The sequence below is a fragment of the Schaalia radingae genome, assembly GCF_900106055.1.
Lineage (GTDB): Bacteria > Actinomycetota > Actinomycetes > Actinomycetales > Actinomycetaceae > Pauljensenia > Pauljensenia radingae_A.
The window spans coordinates 157,071-173,289 of record NZ_LT629792.1; the positions used below are offsets into that span (position 1 = coordinate 157,071).

Consider the following 16,219-nt stretch of genomic DNA (forward strand, 5'->3'; position numbering starts at 1 on the left):
GCCTGTGTGTGGTCCACGCGCTCACGACCGTTCGACCTCCACCAGCTCAAATCTTGCGTCCCAGTATTTCCCACCCGTACCGCGCTTCATGCTCGGGCTTCCCATAGCCGCGTAAAACCTGATGCCGTCAGGATTCCTGTAGCACACCGGGCCAGCGGTAAGAGCCACCCTGTCCACGTCACTCACGTCAGCACACTCGCTATCAGGTATAAGCCTTGAGGACACCTGCCATTTACGATCAACACCAGTCCCGTCGACCATGACCCGCATCATGCGCCCCGCAAAACGGTAAGTCTCCCGCCCCGGCATCTCAGGCGAGAAACTGACCTCGGGGTCGTAGGGGAGTCGGATCGTGTCCGTGAACCCCACGCCAGCACCCACCCACATAGCAGGACTACTAGCAGTAGCTGTCACACGCACCACGCTAGACGACGGCAGACTACTCGTCGCAGTCACCCTATACAGGGTTTCACCATTTGATAGTGCTTCAGGGTCTGTCACAGTGGCCTGCACGGGTAGCCCATCAGCCACCAGCTCCCACGTCGCCCCACCATCAGCGGAGCGTTCCACACGGTTACTTACGACGCTCGGAGCCGTGCCCCCGGTGGGGTTCATGATCTGCACGCTCATCGCACCAGTGTGATCATCCCACAGCGTAGACACCACGGGCTTTTCAGGCTTCGCATACTCGACATTGACACGCTGCACGGCTGGGGTGGACTCGACACCATCACCGGACCGAGCCACGACACTGATCTCGTACTCGTGGCCGTCAAGCACGCTCTCACGCACCACATACCGCGTAGCGTCGCTGGACACCGTGCTGGTCTCCACCACGCGCCCAGCAGTCACATCCGTGATAGTGACGCGAGCACCGGACTGGCGTGACCCCTGCTCTTGCAGGTACGACCACTCGACCGCAAGACGCGACTTCTCGTACTTCCCGCCCGCAGGACTACTAATACTGACGACGGGCCGGTTCACCACGCTAAAAGACGCGACACTACTCCACGGCGACGCGCCCGTTTCCTGCTGCGGATAGTATGAGCCCCACGTGCGGACCTGCCACTCCACGCGACCCACACGCAGCGAGGACAGGGTATGAGACTGGCGCGCGACACGCCCACCCGACACAGTAGTCCACGACCCACCACCCGTACGGTAGCGCACCTGATACGACTGCTGAGTAGACGAATCCGCAGGATTGTGATCCCATGACAGCACGGTTTTACCGTCTTCCACGGGGACGGCAGCACCATTAGGCGACAGGTTCTGAGGCGCGTACGGGCGCGCCAGCAGTTGAACAGTGTTTGACGACGAGGACTTCTCAGACTCCAAAGTGAGCCCCGCCGACACGGTGTTACGCACGGCGTTCACAGTCTCAGCGCTCACCCGATACGAGTGAGCCACCGTTTTAGACGGAGCCGAGTGTGTCCACGACCGCGTCCCACCGTCAACCGTGGCCACGCGCGACCCATTATCGTAGACATGGAACCGCACATAGTACCCGTCGGAGCGCTCCACGGGTTCCCACGAGACCGTAATATCGTCACCGGTTTTCACCGCACGCACACTAGTGGGTGGCAGGGGCCGCGTGTTCACCGACCCAGCCCAGTCAAACGCCGACCCAGCCTCGTTCACCGCGTGCACCGAATACTCAGTGTGCTCACCGCGAGGGGGGTTCACGTCGTCCCACGAGGTAGCACTCCACGGTAGCGACGCCACGAGGTCCCACTGTTTCAGGCTCCCCGTGTAACGCTTGACCTGTACGGTGCTCCATGGATACAGGCCGTCCGCACCCGTGTAGTTCGGCTCCCACGTCACGCGCGTCAGCCCATCGCTCTGCCACGCGGCCAGCGGGTTACGCGGAGGGTGCGGAGGCTCATACCCACGCCTACCAATACTCACCGTACGAGACACCGACGGCGTCCCACCATTCCACACGGGACCAGTCGATGCGCTAAAAGTCACGCTCTGCGCGTACAGTTGAGTCGACACGGTGACAGACCGGCGAGCAATCTCTTTTTGATCCCACGAATTCCACGCAGAATAAAACGAATAATCCGCCGTTCCGCCGATACGCCCACCCATGCGCAGCGTACCGTTGAAATTATGCCCGTACCCAGTCGCCCGAATATAGTACGCGACCGTGATCGTCACGCTCTGAGTCCTAGGCCCAACGCTCCCCGGACTCATCCACGTGTCAATACCCAGCTGCAAATACCCGGACGACCCACCCCACGTGATACCCATCAGCTATTAGACTCCTATCGCGTCACGCACCGCAGGCCGAAGCCCACGATCAAAAAAGTCAGCCACATCCGCATACCTGCGCAGGTCATCAGCGTGGAAACTCACATTCACGTTAAACGTGTCACCACGCCTATTCTGCAGTGCCTTCTCCTGCTCAAAAGTGCGGATTGTCTCGGGCTTGCCGGTCCCGTTCATCGCCACGGTCAGCCCTGGCATGAGCAGACCCCCTGAATCATAGGTATGCAAGAGGTTTTCGGCCCACCCCATGGCCCTGCTCGTCAACGACCTCTGGCCACCGCCACCGCCATACGTGCCCACAGACGGGTTCCCCCAAATTGAGGTGAATCGTGCAGATAAGCCGGGTCTTGGCTCTTCGATCATCATCCCGTTACCAGCAGCAATAGCAACGTGCCAAGCTGGATTACCCCAAAACAGGAGTCTGCCCGGAGCTGGAGCCCCACCCATCCGTGATCCAGACTGGTAGCCCGCCGCTGTTAAACGCGGCCAGCCGAGCCCAAGCTGTTGAGCAGCCCAATACACAAGGCCCGAGCAATCCAAACCAGCCGTCGTGGAACCGCCCCACACGTACGGGATACCGGCTCGCACAGCCCGCATAGCAGCGCTGACAAGCCCAGCCCCACCCGGAGGCGTGATCTTTTCTGACTGCCCCTTGAAAAACGCTGGGATAGCGCCAAGAAGCTTCTCAACCGCACCCGCACCCGCTTTAGCGAAAAACGAGTCCCCTACTCCACTCAGCAGTTTCCTCACCGGCGCGGTAATCAAGTCAGCTACGGCTCCAAGCGGGTCAGATAAGAAATCCATGACACCCGCTGCCTTGTCCTTAAACCAGCCGACGATGCCGCCGCCAGCAAACCGCGCTCCGCCACCCGGGCGGCGACCAGAATATGCGTAGTTTGCTGCCAGAATGTTACGTGGCCCGATAGCCCGCACCAATTCAGGTACGAGCACCGCCTCACCTTTTGACAGCAAGGCGGGCACAGTATCACGCCCCGGCGCGTACCCCGGCAACACGCCACCGCCAGCAAAACCGAGGCGGATCTGCGGAAGACGCAAGGAAGCGGGCAGTGAGAGTTTGTCTGCCACACTGTTAACGAGGGACCGCAGCCCATCGTTGTAAACGGTGTTCACGACGAAACGTACTGGTTTTGCAGCAATCTCCTTAAGGGAGTCCCAGACTTTCCCGATCCCGTCTTTCATGAATTGGAAAGCCTTAATGGCACCATCTTTAAGAGAATTGAACGCTCCAGTGACCTTGTCTTTCACCCAGTTTGCAGCTGTGCTAGCAGCTGTTTTGAGGCCTTCCCACAGGTTCTTAAAGAACGTGAGGAACCCATTCCACAGGTTTTTACCAGTGTCAATGATCGCGTTCCACACGATAGACAAGCCGGTAGAAAAATAGTCCCACGCGGCTTTCGCAGCAGTCTTAATGCCCTCCCACAAGGCGGTGAAAAAGCCTGCTAGCCCGTTCCAAATCGCGGTTGCCGTTTCCACGATCCCGTTCCACACACCAGTCACAAGATCAACAATCCACTGCCACACTGTGGAGAAAACGAGTTTCACCCCATCCCATAGGGTGGTGAAGAAGGAGACGAGCCCATTCCAAATGGTTTGCGCTGTAGTGAAAATGAACGTCCAATAGCCTACGACGAGGGTTTTAATGAACTCCCACACCGTGAAAAACACGGTCTTAATGCCCTCCCACAGGCCGCTAAAGAAATTGGAGATCCCCGTCCAGAAACTATTCCACGCCTCGCCGAGCCACGCGGTGAAAGCGTTCCACGTGTCACTAATCCACGTGGTGAAAGCCGTCCACACCCCGCTGATCCCGTCCCACAAGGATTGCCACGCTGGGCCGATCCACGCAATAAAATCTTGGAAAGCTTTCGTGATAGCCGCCCACGCCTTCTTCCCAACCTCGGTCTGCGTGAAAAACCACACCAAAGCGCCAATCAAAGCCGTAATAGCTGTAATTACCAAGCCGATCGGGTTGGCCTTCATTGCGAGGTTCAGGGCGCGTTGAGCGATGGCCGCGCCCTTTGTCGCGACAGTAGACGCGACCATCGCGCCCTTCTGAGCAGCCAAAACCGCGATATCCTTGACTTTCGTCGCAGTCGCAACAGCCATTTTCCTAGCAAGATCAGCAAAAGCCAGGGCGTGCTGCTTGACCCAGCTGCCCGCGTACATGGAGTTCAGGATCACTGTCTGAGCCGTGTCTTTTATTTTTGCGAGGCGCGCCAGCATGACAGCTTTTTGCAGCTTGTAGAATTCTCCGATCGCACGACCCAGCTTCAGCCCGCCGATCGCACCAGCCAGGGTGCCAGCCACGCCAGCGAGAATACTCATCGCCGTTTTGTTTCGCATGACCGCGCCGGACAGGCTCATGATCTTCCCCAGTACACGGCCGACAACCGGGACGAGCGTTTGGAGTACGTTCCACGCTTCACTGATCACTGGCTTGAGGACGGCGAAACCGCCTTGCGCCAGATCCACCACGCCATCTTTCAGGGCGGTGACCCACGACCAGTCCACATTAGACGAACCGTCAATAATCCCAGTGATCAGGCTCGTAATCCTGCTAGCAGTATCACCGACGATCGTGCCGAACTGCTCAAACAAGGGCCCAGCCTGCGTGGCCACCGCGTCAACTGCTGGGATCAGCTTATTGAAAGAATCACGCAGCGCGTTTAAGACTGGGGTGGCCGCACCCTCGCCCAACCTGCCCAACGCGGCTTTGATGTTCGACCATGCGCCCTTGAAAGTGTCACCGGCCTTGAGGGCGGCACCGCCGATCCCCTCCTGCATTGCAGCATTAAATGTGCCGAAATCGATCTGGCCTTTGCTGACCATTGTGGAGATTTCTTCACTGGTCTTGCCCAGGTGTTTTCCGAGCATGGCGAGGACTGGCACGCCAGATGACGTGAGCTGGAGGAGGTCGTCGCCTTGGAGTTTTCCGCGCGCAGCGACTGACCCGAAAATCGCGCCCACGTCAGTGAGCGACCGGCCAGAGATCTGCGCCGTGTCGGCCACTGTCTTCAACGCGCCCTCGAGATCGGATCCGGCCTGCACGCCAGATGCAGACAGGGACGCGGCCACAGTCGCCGCATCACCCAAACCGTAGGCCGTGCCCTTCACACTATTCAGGGCGTTTTGCATGACCTTGTCGACGCCTTCAGCGTCCATGCCGATGCCTGAGAGCTTCGCTCGCGCGTCCTCAATCGCCAACGCGCGAGAAATACCACCAGTAGCAGCCAGACCAGTGACAGCAGCACCCAATCCTCCCAGCGCGCCCGCCCCGACCTTGGTCACGGTCTTAAAAGCGCCACCTAGTGCGCCGGTAATCACGCCGGACGCCTTGTTCGACGCTTTCCCCGCACCGAGGTCACCCATCTGTCGGGAGACCTCTTTATGGAATCCTTTCAGGGATGGGGCGATTTGAATCCACGCTGTGCCTAGCTGATACCCCGATGCGGCTGCCATTCTTCCTCCACTATTCGCTTATGTTGTGCTGCCTGCTCATCCACCTAGCAGCCTTACGCGCAGCATGTTCTTCCCGTTCCGCCTGTTTGTCCTGCCACCCGGCTTCAGGTGGCTCCAGCGGGCGCGGAACCTTGTTCTTATTGCCACCTAGTCCTGTCCAGAGGATTGAAACCAGGCGGTTTGCTGCGAGGAAAACAGCGTTTGTCTCATCGCTGACTGACGCGGGGCCGCCCATCGCACGCATGAGCGCGCAGCCGGGCGGCAGGTTCGCAGCCAGCACGGCAGCCCTACGCAGCGACAATCTGCCAGTGAAAATATCAGTCAGATTGATGCCGTATTCGGCTTGGAAGCTGGCTTCTAGTGGCTCCCAGTATTCGCCCGTCAGTCGGACGAACCCGAGGATTTTCCCCCATCAACCGCTTCAATCACGCCACCGAGCCACGTGACAACGGCTTCCATCGTGATTTTTCCATTCTTGCCACGCAACGGCTCCAACGCTGCCGCGCGCTCTGCGGGGTCAGGCCAGATAGCGTGTATCAGCGGGAATGGGTTATCTGAGTTCAACGCGTCCAGGACTTCAAAATCGTCAAAGAGATCCTGTGTCAAATCAACGGTGATACCACGGCAGGTAACCGTGATCTTCTTGTTTTCAGTGTCTTTCACGACGCTGGTTTCACGCTTGGCTGCTTCACGGGCTTTTGCCTGTGTGCGCTGGCGTGAGCGTTGCGCCTGACGAGCTGGTGATGCTTGCTTAGCCATAGAAAGATTTCCTATTCTTCCGCAAAGAAAATTGAGTTAAATGGTGCGGGTCGTGCCAGGGGGCGGAAGGACAAGGACGCCACCCCGGCACGACCTAGCGCACCACAGCCACTACCCGAATTAGTGGCTTTCCGCACCAGACGAAGCCGGGGCAGCAGACGCGCCCTCCAGCATTTCTGGAGCGTTAGAAATCAGGTAATAATTCCCCAGCACCTTCAGTGTGTAGTTATACGCGCTGATATCACCATTCTTGAACGCCAGCCCCTCGCGCTCACCCAGCGTCAAATGCGGGAACACATAACGGAAATGAATTTCCTCGTTAGACGTGTCATAAAGATCGACCATGCCGCACAGGTCCTTCACCTGCCTGGAGGACTTCGCCTTGATACGTACGGCACCACCGCTACCGGCCTTTTCGACCTCACCATCCAGATACGTGACGACCGTCTGGAGCTTGGACTCCAGTAGTGCGGCAGTGAAAGACGTCGTGGAATCAGACATGAACGTCTTGACCACGCCGTGGCCTTGGTACCCCTTCAGGTCATCAGTGGAGTCATCGAATCCGAGCTCCATGCCCTCATCACTGATCCACCCGCAGTCGACGAGGCCGTCTGGCGCCTTGTCGGTCAGCGTGGTGAGCTTGTCGAGCTTGTCGGCCAGTTCTTTCGTGTATTTTGCGAGATACAGCGCGTCATTGTCGGATCCGAACATGTGCGCGAAATCTGCGTTGAGTTCAGCCATCGTGAACACCCTTTCCTATGAATTATTGAAAATGAAAGCCCCGCGACCTGTCAGGTGGCGGGGGTTGTCTTGATTGTGATCTGATACGTTGCCGTGCACCGCGCTTGGGCGGTGTCAGGGTCAGGAAACTCAGCAGGCGTAGTACCATGCACGCTCACGACCGGGCTGGTCACAGTAGGCAGAGACTCCATCACGTCATTCACAGTGAGCGCCAATCGCATGGCGCGCGCCGTACTCTCCGCATAGGAGTCCACAGTGACCTGCGATTCCTGCAGGACACGACCATACCTACCACCACCGCCAGTTGAGATGACGCGCACGAACCGCGCGGGCTTACCGGCACCGTCAGGCCTGGTGGACACGACCTGCACACCGTCTAGGAGGCGCTTCAGCAGGCTCATCACAATGAGCTTCGCGTCCACGCTCACAAAACCGGACAATTTAGCCTCCTCTCGCCTGGCTGCCGATAGCCCGCTCGAGCAGGTGATGTTTGGCTTGACGTGCGCGCGCTTTCGGGTGTCCAGCCACCACGTACGCGCGCACACGCTCGCCAGTACGCACCCTCACGTCGAACTCGCTACCGGCAGCATCCCTGATCTGATTGGCTTTCGCCTCCACCAGGCGGCGCGTCTGACTCCCCGTGAGTAGTTGACTGATCGCGTCGTGACGCGAAAAGAATCGCACTCTACGAGCCATCATCCACGCCTTTCAGGGACACGACCATGCCGGACGGCCACCACTGGGGCGCGCCCTCCACCCGGTACTGACGGCCCATCACTTCAATGAGGTCGCGGGCTGTCACGCGCGGGTGCTCGCCCCGCCAGTACAGGGACGGCAAGCTGATCACCGGTTTTTCGCCCGGATTGACCGGCTCACTCGTCCTGCCTGGAGCGAACAGGGCGGGCGGAAGCTCCACACGCTCTGGCGAGCCTGGAAGCGGGTCACCGTACTCGTCCACGCCACCACTGGTGGTGCGGATGAGCGTGACGGGGACTTTCCAGTCATCCATCATTGCGATCACCTGCCAGCAGGTCCACCTCGAACGCCCGTCCGACACCGACTCCGAGACTCTTGCGCTCGGTTTTCGTCAGGTACAGGTCGCCCTGCGGATTCGCGTAAGAGAATTGCTGCGTGAACGGCCCGTCGGTCGTGCTCATGGAGGAGACCCCGCCGGGAATGCTGTCGCTGCCCATTGCTCGGCGCACAACCTGGCAGGAAACGCGTTTCAGCGTGGACTCAGGCAGCTCACGCCACCGTCTGGTGGTGGTGCGGATCAGGTCGGCGGCATCGAGGAGCAGGACCTTGGCTCGTGCTTGCTCCTGTTCGGACAGGCCACGCCACCGCGCCTCCAGATCAGCGACCGTTGCGAACGCTTCTTCGCCCTGCTCCTCCATGCTTATCCCTCTTTCTTCGCTCGGCGTGCCGCCGTTTTGCGGGCGGGAGCCGGTTTCTCCGGCACGAAATCACTGCCCAGAGTTTTTGCCGTCTCCTCGTCCACGTCCACCAGCACGCCGGTCACGCGATCACGCAGTCTCACCGGAACCGGCCTTTTCCGCGACAATCGCGAAACGCTCGGTGAACGCGTACCAGCCGTACACGATCTCCAGACGCAGAGCGATCTGGTTCCTGCGCTTCAGGTCACCCTGACCGTCCGGGTCACCGAAGCGGATCAGCTCGATCGGCAGCTCACGCTGCACACCCCAACGGATACCGTTCTGGAAGTCACCGAGAATCGCGCGAACCTTAGTGTCCTTAGCTTCAGGCACACCGGAAACCGTGTTGCCCTGGGCGACATTCACGCCCATGAAGCTTGTGACGTTGGTTCCGAATCCGAGCTGCGGGTAACGCAACTGAGAGGTCTCGCCCGTGCCGTCTTTCACCTTGAGGCTGGCGAGCTTCCACGCGAACTTGGGGTCCATTGCCACGCCATTCACGCCCCACGAGGGAGCAGCGTTGATGAGAAGACCTGCAGCAGCGCGGAAATCATCATCCGCATCAGCCTTGTCAGCCTCGACTTTCTTCGTGGTCGCCGTGATGTAGTTGTTCCACGAGGAGACAGCGTTACCGGTCAAGGGGTTGATGCGGTGGAAAATGCCAAGGTCGAGCGCCCTGGACAGTGCGACCTGACCAGCGTCAGCCAGCTCGCTGATCACACCCAGCTGATAGTCCTCATCAGCCCACTGGACCTCTTCGTTGAATCGCAGGGTGACCTGCGCCTTGTGCGGTGCCACGCTCACAGATGTGAACCCGCCACCAGTCGAATTCTTCTCCGCGCCCTCTTCCACGAACTCGGCTTTGGGGAAGTCGTTGAAAACGATGACGTCCTGCGAGCCGAAACGCATGGGGGAGCGGGTGGACAGTTGTGCGACGAGGCTGGTCGAGCGAGCCTCCTTCACCATGCCGTCAGCGATTTCGCGAGGCATCAAGACTTTAGCGTCGGTTGTAGAAAAAACAGCCATGACTGGCTCCTTCCTGATTTTTAGTCGCGGCCAAACAGTTCGCGCACGAGCCGCTGACCGTTAGAAATTGAAGAACTGGGTTGGTCGCCTTGGCCTCGCACGACTGGCGCGACAGGGCGACTAGAGATGACTTCTTTGAGAGACTGTGCGTGAGCCTTAATGTCGTCGAGCGTGGAACCACGCAGCACGCTTTCCGGGACCCCGGTTTCTTTCGCGACGTCATGTTTCCACTGTTCGATCTGGTCACGCTCCTTGAACTCACTGACCTTAGCTTCAGCCTCTTCAAGCTTGGCCTGCAGGCCGCTCAGCTTGCCTGCCTGCTCTTTGAGCTGGTCGTAGTCAGCGAATTTCTTGCGTTCTCTCACCAGGCGGTTTTCAATGATCCGGTCGAGGTCTTCCTGACTGGTGACCGGCTTGAATCCGCCTGTGTTTTCTGCCCCGTTGGCACCAGTGTTGATGCTTGCGGTTGAATCAGACATGGTCTGTTCCTTTCTTCCCGTTTATGGCTCGTCAGCCTTGTTGGTCCAGCCAATGTTCTCCGGGCTGTTTACGGAGCGCCACAAGGGGGCATAACAAAACCCCGCATGGCAAAGACCAATGCGGGGCAAAATGGGCGAAAGGTTCGCTTCTTACCTACTTGCGGAAGTAAATCTCTTGAAGCTCCAGAAACTCTTCTTCCAAGTAGTCTCGTGGGCCGCCAAACTTCTTAAATAGTTCATACAGCTCATCTGACAACTTCGTATCATGGTTGCACAGGACATCTGAAGCTGCCTGACATGCTGCTGAGCCATCAACCTCATACAATGCCTGAAGCTCTCTTGAATCAGGGTCATTTTGGCCTCTGACAGAGTCAACCAGAGCAAAAAGCCCTGACGCAAGTTTGGCAAAATCGTCCATAACGCTAATCTACCATTATTCCAACCCTCTGTAGGCGGTAGTTACGCGCGTGATGCCTTTCTTTACAGAAAATGCAACATATATAGTTTCCCCGTTCCAAGTGCCTACATACAGATTTCGTTTTCCCTCGCTTAATTGTCCTTTACGTAAAACGGCTCGGATTGCTTGAGCTATTTCGTTTTCAGTCCAATCCTCCGGAAATTCCGTTTTATCGTTGAGCCATCCATACCCGTACTCGTGTCCGCCCTGATTATTAAGGTCACCGTAGAGGATATGATTCCATTCTTTAGCCCGCAGCAATGGGAGATCTTCGGGCCAATCGTCAGGCGGCTCTGTAGGTACTGCGGGAGGGAGCCTGTGACGAGGGGTTTCAGGAATCGCCATGTCATCAAGTCGCGATCGAGCCCTGCGTCGAAGCTCGACCATCTGAGAAACTTGCATGGTGCCATCTTTCGATGCACCCTTAATTGCTTTAGCCGGACGCTCTTTGCCAGAGCGACGCGTTTCAATGCTGTCTTTAAAAGTATTCTGGAATTTATGCCTCATAACCATAACAACATGGTTTGCGTTATTGGGATCAAGTCCCTCATCCTCAGCAATTATCCGCGCCGCCTTGTACTGCGCATACAGCGTGTCCGGGTCGTAGCCGGTGATGTGAGCGCTTGTGGCTTCAAACGATGGGACGATCTCGCAGTCGCAGTCATTGTGGAAGGTGCCTTCGACGAAGCCGGCTGTCTCTTTCGTGCGGTACACGAAGCCTCTGGAGGCGAGCATTGCGCACCATGCGCACGTGTGCGCGCCGCGAGGAACCCTGGCGTAACGCGGCTTGGCCGGGTCAAACTCAACGTTCCTGGCCACAGTGTCGCGGCCGGAGTATTTGACCCAGGCTTGCACGCACCCCTCCAGTACGCGCCGCACCTGCCCGGGGTCATCGCCCCACAGGCCGCCGGCAGCCCACCGCACGGTCTCCACGATCGCCTCGCGCTTCACGCCACTACTGAGCACGGTCTCGTAGGGCGGGAGGCCTGCGACTTTGCTGCGCAGATTCTCATACCACTCGGCAGCAGCAACAGCCGCAATATCCCCATAGGTAGCGGCCAGCTGGGGAAGAAATTCCAGCAGCGCGTCACGCACCACCGCGGGCTGCGTCAGATCGAGCAGCGCGAAGAATCTCCTGAGGTCGCGTTGTGCCAGGCGAACGATTTTGCGTGTCTGCTTCGAGTAGCCGGACAGGTTTTCGCGTGTCGCCACTGCTCGTCACCCCTCGGATGCTTCAGGTTCTGCCTCGTCTGGAAGCTTGGCGAGACGGTCGAGCACGCCTCCGGCCGCGCTGCGTGTCAGCTCGGCTTTCATCTGCTTGATTTCCGTGCTCGTGAACCCTGCCCTGCGCATTCCCACGGTCGTGCCAGCCACGTCAGGAATAGCCTGCGCGATCTTCACAATGAAATCGGATGCGGCCTGCGGGGACACGTACCTGGCGGGGGTCCAGTTCACGTCCAGTTTCCACGAATCCGCAGGCGGAACGTCCAGGTTGTCACGCACCATCACGATGTCTTCAGCGACTCTGCGCAAGGCCGGGCGGAAAATGCCCCACTGGTACTCCGCCTCGTCTGACAGGGAGTATTCGGCGGCTTGCATGGCTTCAGCCGACGCTGGGTTATCTCCGAAAATACCTACGCTGCTCATCGGCAGGTTCACAGCCGCGCACATGTTCTGCGCGAGCTGCCTGTACATGCTCAGGTGCGGGTCCATGCTCATCTGCGGGAACTGGCCAACAGTCGGAGCGCTGCCTTCCTCGTTCAGTGTGAGGTTTAGGATGCGGCCCATTGTGGCTGTCCACCGGTCCACGCCCTCGAACGCGTCAGGGTCAGTGCCAACCGCCCACCTTTGCGGGCTGGAGAAGAATTCCGCGCTCGTTTCCGTGCGAACCAGCGTGCGGATCGCAGCGTCGGTCAGGTAGCGTACTTCGCGAGTAATACGAGACCGGCCAAACCTGCGGCCAAGCTGCGGGTCATACACCAGCGGCTCCACCAGCACGCGGCCCGTCCTGTTCGCCATCCGCGCCATGCGCCACACGCCACTGTCACGAGAGGCCTGCACAATCGAATCAGGGAAATACAGGACAAACCCGGTAGGAACCGAAGTGAAAACATACTTCACGTCTGTTGGCTCGCTGCGCGTACTTGTCACGGCGAGCGCGGCGCGCAACACGCGCGTCCTGGTGTCGAAAATGCCGGTCGTCCACCTGGCTGAGCGTGCCTGCACCATTACCTCAGGCTCGCCCGCCTGCGTGTCACCAGGCAGCACGGTGAGGAAAGAACATGCCTGCTTGTAGGCTGCGCTGATTCCCATTGCGAGCTCGGACGTGAACGCTGAGCGCTCCAGTGTTTCGCCCAGGTCGAACGGGTCCAGGGAGCCATCGAGTGTGTAGCCTTCGAATTTGTGTTTGCGTGCGAGCATGCTGACGGCTTTTTGTGGCCAGCCCAGGGCGACGCGGACCTGCTGCATTTGCGGAGGGATGCTGATCCCGAGGTCTTGGAATGCGCGGTGTCCGTCATAATAAGCGTCGAGGAGGTCATTCTTGAAGGCTTTTGCCTGGATCTGGTTCCACATGGCGGTGAGCATGGCTTGCTCGCTGCCTGTTAGTTCCTCAAACACCGGTGCGCTCATAGGATGATCACTCCTTTCCCGCCTGTCACTGCTTTCGGCCTGCGTCTGGTGGTTCTGGCTGCCCAATGCGCCAGCGTGACCGCGTCCATTCCTGCAGCCGTCGAGCCTTCTGGCGCGGCCCACCCGAAGCCGCCCGCGTTGCCGATCTTCCTGCGCACGATCACGTTCACCTCGCTGGTTAGTTCGTCGTCTTTCAGGTGCGTGATGGTGCCGTCTTTGATTGCCGCGTCCATCATCGAATGCGCGCTGATCACGTCGTTCACGGTTGGTGTCCAAATCACGCGGGATGGGATGCCGTTCGCCCTGAGGCGGTCGATGAGGTCTGCCGCGCCGCTCTTCCCGTCGACCACGATCTGTGCCCACCTGTCCTGGTACTCCAGCAGGTAGTCCACGATCCACTGCACGCCGTCGCCCATGGTGCGCACGCCCTGGCGGGTAGCCAGCTCGACGTGGACCTGCTGCGACCTGCCGCGCTCCCTGCCAGCCCTGGCGACGCCCACCGTTGCGCCGTCGATACTGAACCTGACGGCCGCGCACCACTTCAAACCAGGCGGGACAGCGTCCACTGGTATTTCCAGTTCACCCCACCGGCCTGCGTTGATCGCAGTCTGGACGTTTTTACCGTCCCACAGTCCGAGAGCTTCACGCCGGAAATTATCCACCGACCCGAGCAGTTTCTTCATGCGCAGGACAGCTGTTTTGCTCGTGCGGTGCGGGAAAGACGGGTTGGCTTTCGCTATCTGATCCCAATCCAGTTTGCTGCCCTGCCACAACGCGGGGTCAGTCCCATCGTCCGCGCCGAACTCCACATACAGCGTGTCCTTGTCACCGCCTAGCGCGTCGGCGCGCCTGGCCTCGAACACTTCACCCGGATCCTTCGGCCTGGGCGGGGTTCCCATCAGCAGTACGAGCCCGTTTGGTGCCGCGTTCGTCGCCGGAACCATGTCGCTCATGGCGTTCTCGGTCAGGATTTGCGCCTCGTCAAGCACTAGCATGTCGACCTTCGCGAAGCCTCGACCGAACCCAGATTCCCTAGCTCCGAACAGGATTCGTGATCCGTTCTTGAACAGGACGGCCTGTTCGCCGTTCGTCGCACGCACCGCGCTCACATATGCGGCCACTTTGGGTTTGCGGCTCATTGAGCGCATCGACTGGAACGTCTCATTCGCCGTCCTCGTCCTGTGCGCCGTCCAAATCACTGTCAAACCAGCCTGCAACATGCACAGCGCGAACGCTATCCACCCAACCGTGTACGTCTTGCCGGTCTGCCTTGGGATGCTCATGACGACGCCGCCCACGCCAGCCGCATACAAGCCGCCACGACGCTTCGCCAAAATCAAACTGCCCAAACCGTCCTGCCACGTATCAAACGTGACACCCAGCCTGTCGCACTGCGCCCTGACAGCAGAAAACCCAGTGGACTTAATCCCACTGGGTACGTGCAGTTCTTTAGCCGCTTCAGATAGTAGAGGGGTCGAACTCCTCGTCACGTGTGTCAATCCGACCCCCAGCCTCCGCAGTGTCTTGAGTGTCGATCGCCTTAATCTCCCGAGCAATATCCATCAGCCGCTTCGTCAATGCAGCCAAGTCCCTTGCTGGCGTATCGGGATTTTCAACCGCCCTAGCAACACGGTCACGCATCGCGACCAGCAGTTCACGCGTGGAACCATCCGACGCGGCCTGAGTCACAGTCATTTTCCGCTTGGATCGGTGTTTGCGCTTGGGCGGCTCAATGTCCATGCCGCCTACTACTTTCATGCCCGACACCAACACCACCCGCCTTAGAGATTTATGTGAATCGTCTGCCTGTCACGCGAATAAACCGCTGCCGCGAATAAAACTCAACACTGACACCATCAACCACACGCCGACTGCCAGCCTGCTCACCAGCCTCCACGAACACGTGAACACCAGTTCCCGACACGGAACGCTCAACAAACACAACCGGCAAACTCACCGACTCGATAAAGCTGCGCGCCTGCTCGTCCGTCACATGATCCACATCAAAACACGCCAACCCGCCGCCCAGCATGATGCCGAACCCGTCACCCGCGCCACACTGAACATCCGCATACGTGCTCCACGTGTCCGGACGGGTTGACGAAGCCGGACACCCACCAGGCGTGATCGGACGCTTCCCGTCGCACCGCACCCACGACTTACGGGACGTCATAAGCGCAGGAAAAGTGGCGCGTGCCGCGGCTTTGCGGCACCTGTCCCAACAGAACCGCTTCGGCCTGCCAGTCGCCTTCACTTTGAGCGGTTTCCCGCACCACTCACACCTGCGTTCCATGCCACTATTCTACCACGAAACACCCGTTCACCTGCAGTTTGTCCGGAAACTCCAGAAGGTGGACACGCCAAACACAACGACCATGCGGAAACCGAGAAAACAACCCAACCAGCCTGAAAGGCACTCACACAGCCCGCCAGACACGCTCACGGGGATATTCCGCGGGAAGTGGGAAAAACGTCGGGGAGATATTTCGCTATACGCCTTGGGGAGCGCCGGGCGCACCCCGGGGGGCGTCCCCCCGGTCTCAACCACAAACAACCCCTACGTTAACACTCACCACCGCGCCGCGAGCGGCCTTTCACCACTGCGAACTGCGAACAGAACTTTCAATGCGAATTCTCTTCGCTCGAACCCTGCGCGCCCGGCTCGACTTCGCAACCCGTCCAGCGCCTTTCGACTGATTACAACGACGACAAAGCACTTGAACGTTCTCGATCATGTCTTTGCCGCCGAGCGCGTGAGGAATGATGTGGTCAGCTTCCGCACTCACTGGCGTGCGACCGTGAGCGTAGTCGAGGATTGTGTGGCAGCGTGGGCAGTGTGTCAGGCCTGCGGCTTGGGCTTGGCGTTTGGCTTGCGCTGCGACGCGTTTCCATTTGCTGGTCCCGGTGCGTGATGTTGCCATGATAGGTTTTCAGCCCCGCTG

At 59.0% G+C, this 16,219-nt stretch carries 19 protein-coding genes; all 19 read right to left on the reverse strand.

Going from position 1 to position 16,219, the window contains the following annotated elements; all coding sequences use genetic code 11:
• Positions 1-21: 21 nt before the first annotated feature.
• Positions 22-2,253, reverse strand: a complete 2,232-nt coding sequence (locus BLT69_RS00675) for a fibronectin type III domain-containing protein (RefSeq protein WP_092648093.1) — start codon at positions 2,251-2,253, stop codon at positions 22-24.
• A 6-nt stretch (positions 2,254-2,259) separates the two neighbouring features.
• Positions 2,260-5,751, reverse strand: coding sequence for a tape measure protein (locus BLT69_RS11170; RefSeq protein WP_092648094.1), 3,492 nt, complete (start codon positions 5,749-5,751; stop codon positions 2,260-2,262).
• Positions 5,752-5,761: 10 nt separating this feature from the next.
• A complete protein-coding gene (locus tag BLT69_RS00685; protein ID WP_157886267.1) occupies positions 5,762-6,052 on the reverse strand; it encodes a hypothetical protein in 291 nt (96 codons plus the stop codon).
• Between the two features lie 80 nt (positions 6,053-6,132).
• Positions 6,133-6,510, reverse strand: coding sequence for a hypothetical protein (locus tag BLT69_RS00690; RefSeq protein WP_092648096.1), 378 nt, complete (start codon positions 6,508-6,510; stop codon positions 6,133-6,135).
• Positions 6,511-6,630: 120 nt separating this feature from the next.
• Complete coding sequence (locus BLT69_RS00695) at positions 6,631-7,251, reverse strand: hypothetical protein (RefSeq protein WP_157886268.1); 621 nt, start codon at positions 7,249-7,251, stop codon at positions 6,631-6,633.
• Positions 7,252-7,301: 50 nt separating this feature from the next.
• Entirely contained in the window at positions 7,302-7,691 is a 390-nt protein-coding gene (locus tag BLT69_RS00700; RefSeq protein ID WP_092648098.1) for a phage tail termination protein, read from the reverse strand.
• Between the two features lies 1 nt (position 7,692).
• On the reverse strand, positions 7,693-7,947 hold the full coding sequence (locus BLT69_RS00705) for a hypothetical protein (RefSeq protein WP_092648099.1): 255 nt from the start codon (positions 7,945-7,947) through the stop codon (positions 7,693-7,695).
• A complete protein-coding gene (locus BLT69_RS00710; protein WP_092648100.1) occupies positions 7,937-8,263 on the reverse strand; it encodes a hypothetical protein in 327 nt (108 codons plus the stop codon). The genes BLT69_RS00705 and BLT69_RS00710 overlap by 11 nt, the downstream gene beginning before the upstream one ends.
• On the reverse strand, positions 8,253-8,645 hold the full coding sequence (locus BLT69_RS00715) for a Gp19/Gp15/Gp42 family protein (protein ID WP_092648101.1): 393 nt from the start codon (positions 8,643-8,645) through the stop codon (positions 8,253-8,255). The genes BLT69_RS00710 and BLT69_RS00715 overlap by 11 nt, the downstream gene beginning before the upstream one ends.
• Positions 8,646-8,647: 2 nt before the next feature.
• Positions 8,648-8,788, reverse strand: a complete 141-nt coding sequence (locus BLT69_RS10745) for a DUF7302 family protein (protein ID WP_157886269.1) — start codon at positions 8,786-8,788, stop codon at positions 8,648-8,650.
• Complete coding sequence (locus BLT69_RS00720; protein WP_092648102.1) at positions 8,775-9,710, reverse strand: phage major capsid protein; 936 nt, start codon at positions 9,708-9,710, stop codon at positions 8,775-8,777. The genes BLT69_RS10745 and BLT69_RS00720 overlap by 14 nt, the downstream gene beginning before the upstream one ends.
• Positions 9,711-9,730: 20 nt before the next feature.
• Complete coding sequence (locus BLT69_RS00725) at positions 9,731-10,189, reverse strand: hypothetical protein (protein WP_092648103.1); 459 nt, start codon at positions 10,187-10,189, stop codon at positions 9,731-9,733.
• A 154-nt stretch (positions 10,190-10,343) separates the two neighbouring features.
• Complete coding sequence (locus BLT69_RS00730) at positions 10,344-10,607, reverse strand: hypothetical protein (protein WP_058236116.1); 264 nt, start codon at positions 10,605-10,607, stop codon at positions 10,344-10,346.
• A gap of 15 nt (positions 10,608-10,622) precedes the next feature.
• Positions 10,623-11,858, reverse strand: coding sequence for a VG15 protein (locus BLT69_RS10750; RefSeq protein WP_157886270.1), 1,236 nt, complete (start codon positions 11,856-11,858; stop codon positions 10,623-10,625).
• Positions 11,859-11,864: 6 nt separating this feature from the next.
• Positions 11,865-13,277: a phage portal protein gene (locus tag BLT69_RS00740; protein WP_092648104.1), complete on the reverse strand. Its 1,413-nt coding sequence runs from the start codon at positions 13,275-13,277 to the stop codon at positions 11,865-11,867.
• The gene (locus BLT69_RS00745) at positions 13,274-14,611 is read right to left on the reverse strand and encodes a terminase large subunit domain-containing protein (RefSeq protein WP_257590350.1); all 1,338 of its coding nucleotides are present in this window, start codon (positions 14,609-14,611) and stop codon (positions 13,274-13,276) included. The genes BLT69_RS00740 and BLT69_RS00745 overlap by 4 nt, the downstream gene beginning before the upstream one ends.
• A 124-nt stretch (positions 14,612-14,735) precedes the next feature.
• On the reverse strand, positions 14,736-15,035 hold the full coding sequence (locus BLT69_RS00750) for a hypothetical protein (RefSeq protein ID WP_257590351.1): 300 nt from the start codon (positions 15,033-15,035) through the stop codon (positions 14,736-14,738).
• 31 nt (positions 15,036-15,066) lie between these two features.
• On the reverse strand, positions 15,067-15,450 hold the full coding sequence (locus BLT69_RS00755; protein WP_092648105.1) for a bifunctional DNA primase/polymerase: 384 nt from the start codon (positions 15,448-15,450) through the stop codon (positions 15,067-15,069).
• A gap of 421 nt (positions 15,451-15,871) precedes the next feature.
• Complete coding sequence (locus tag BLT69_RS11205) at positions 15,872-16,198, reverse strand: HNH endonuclease (RefSeq protein ID WP_092648106.1); 327 nt, start codon at positions 16,196-16,198, stop codon at positions 15,872-15,874.
• Positions 16,199-16,219: the final 21 nt, after the last annotated feature.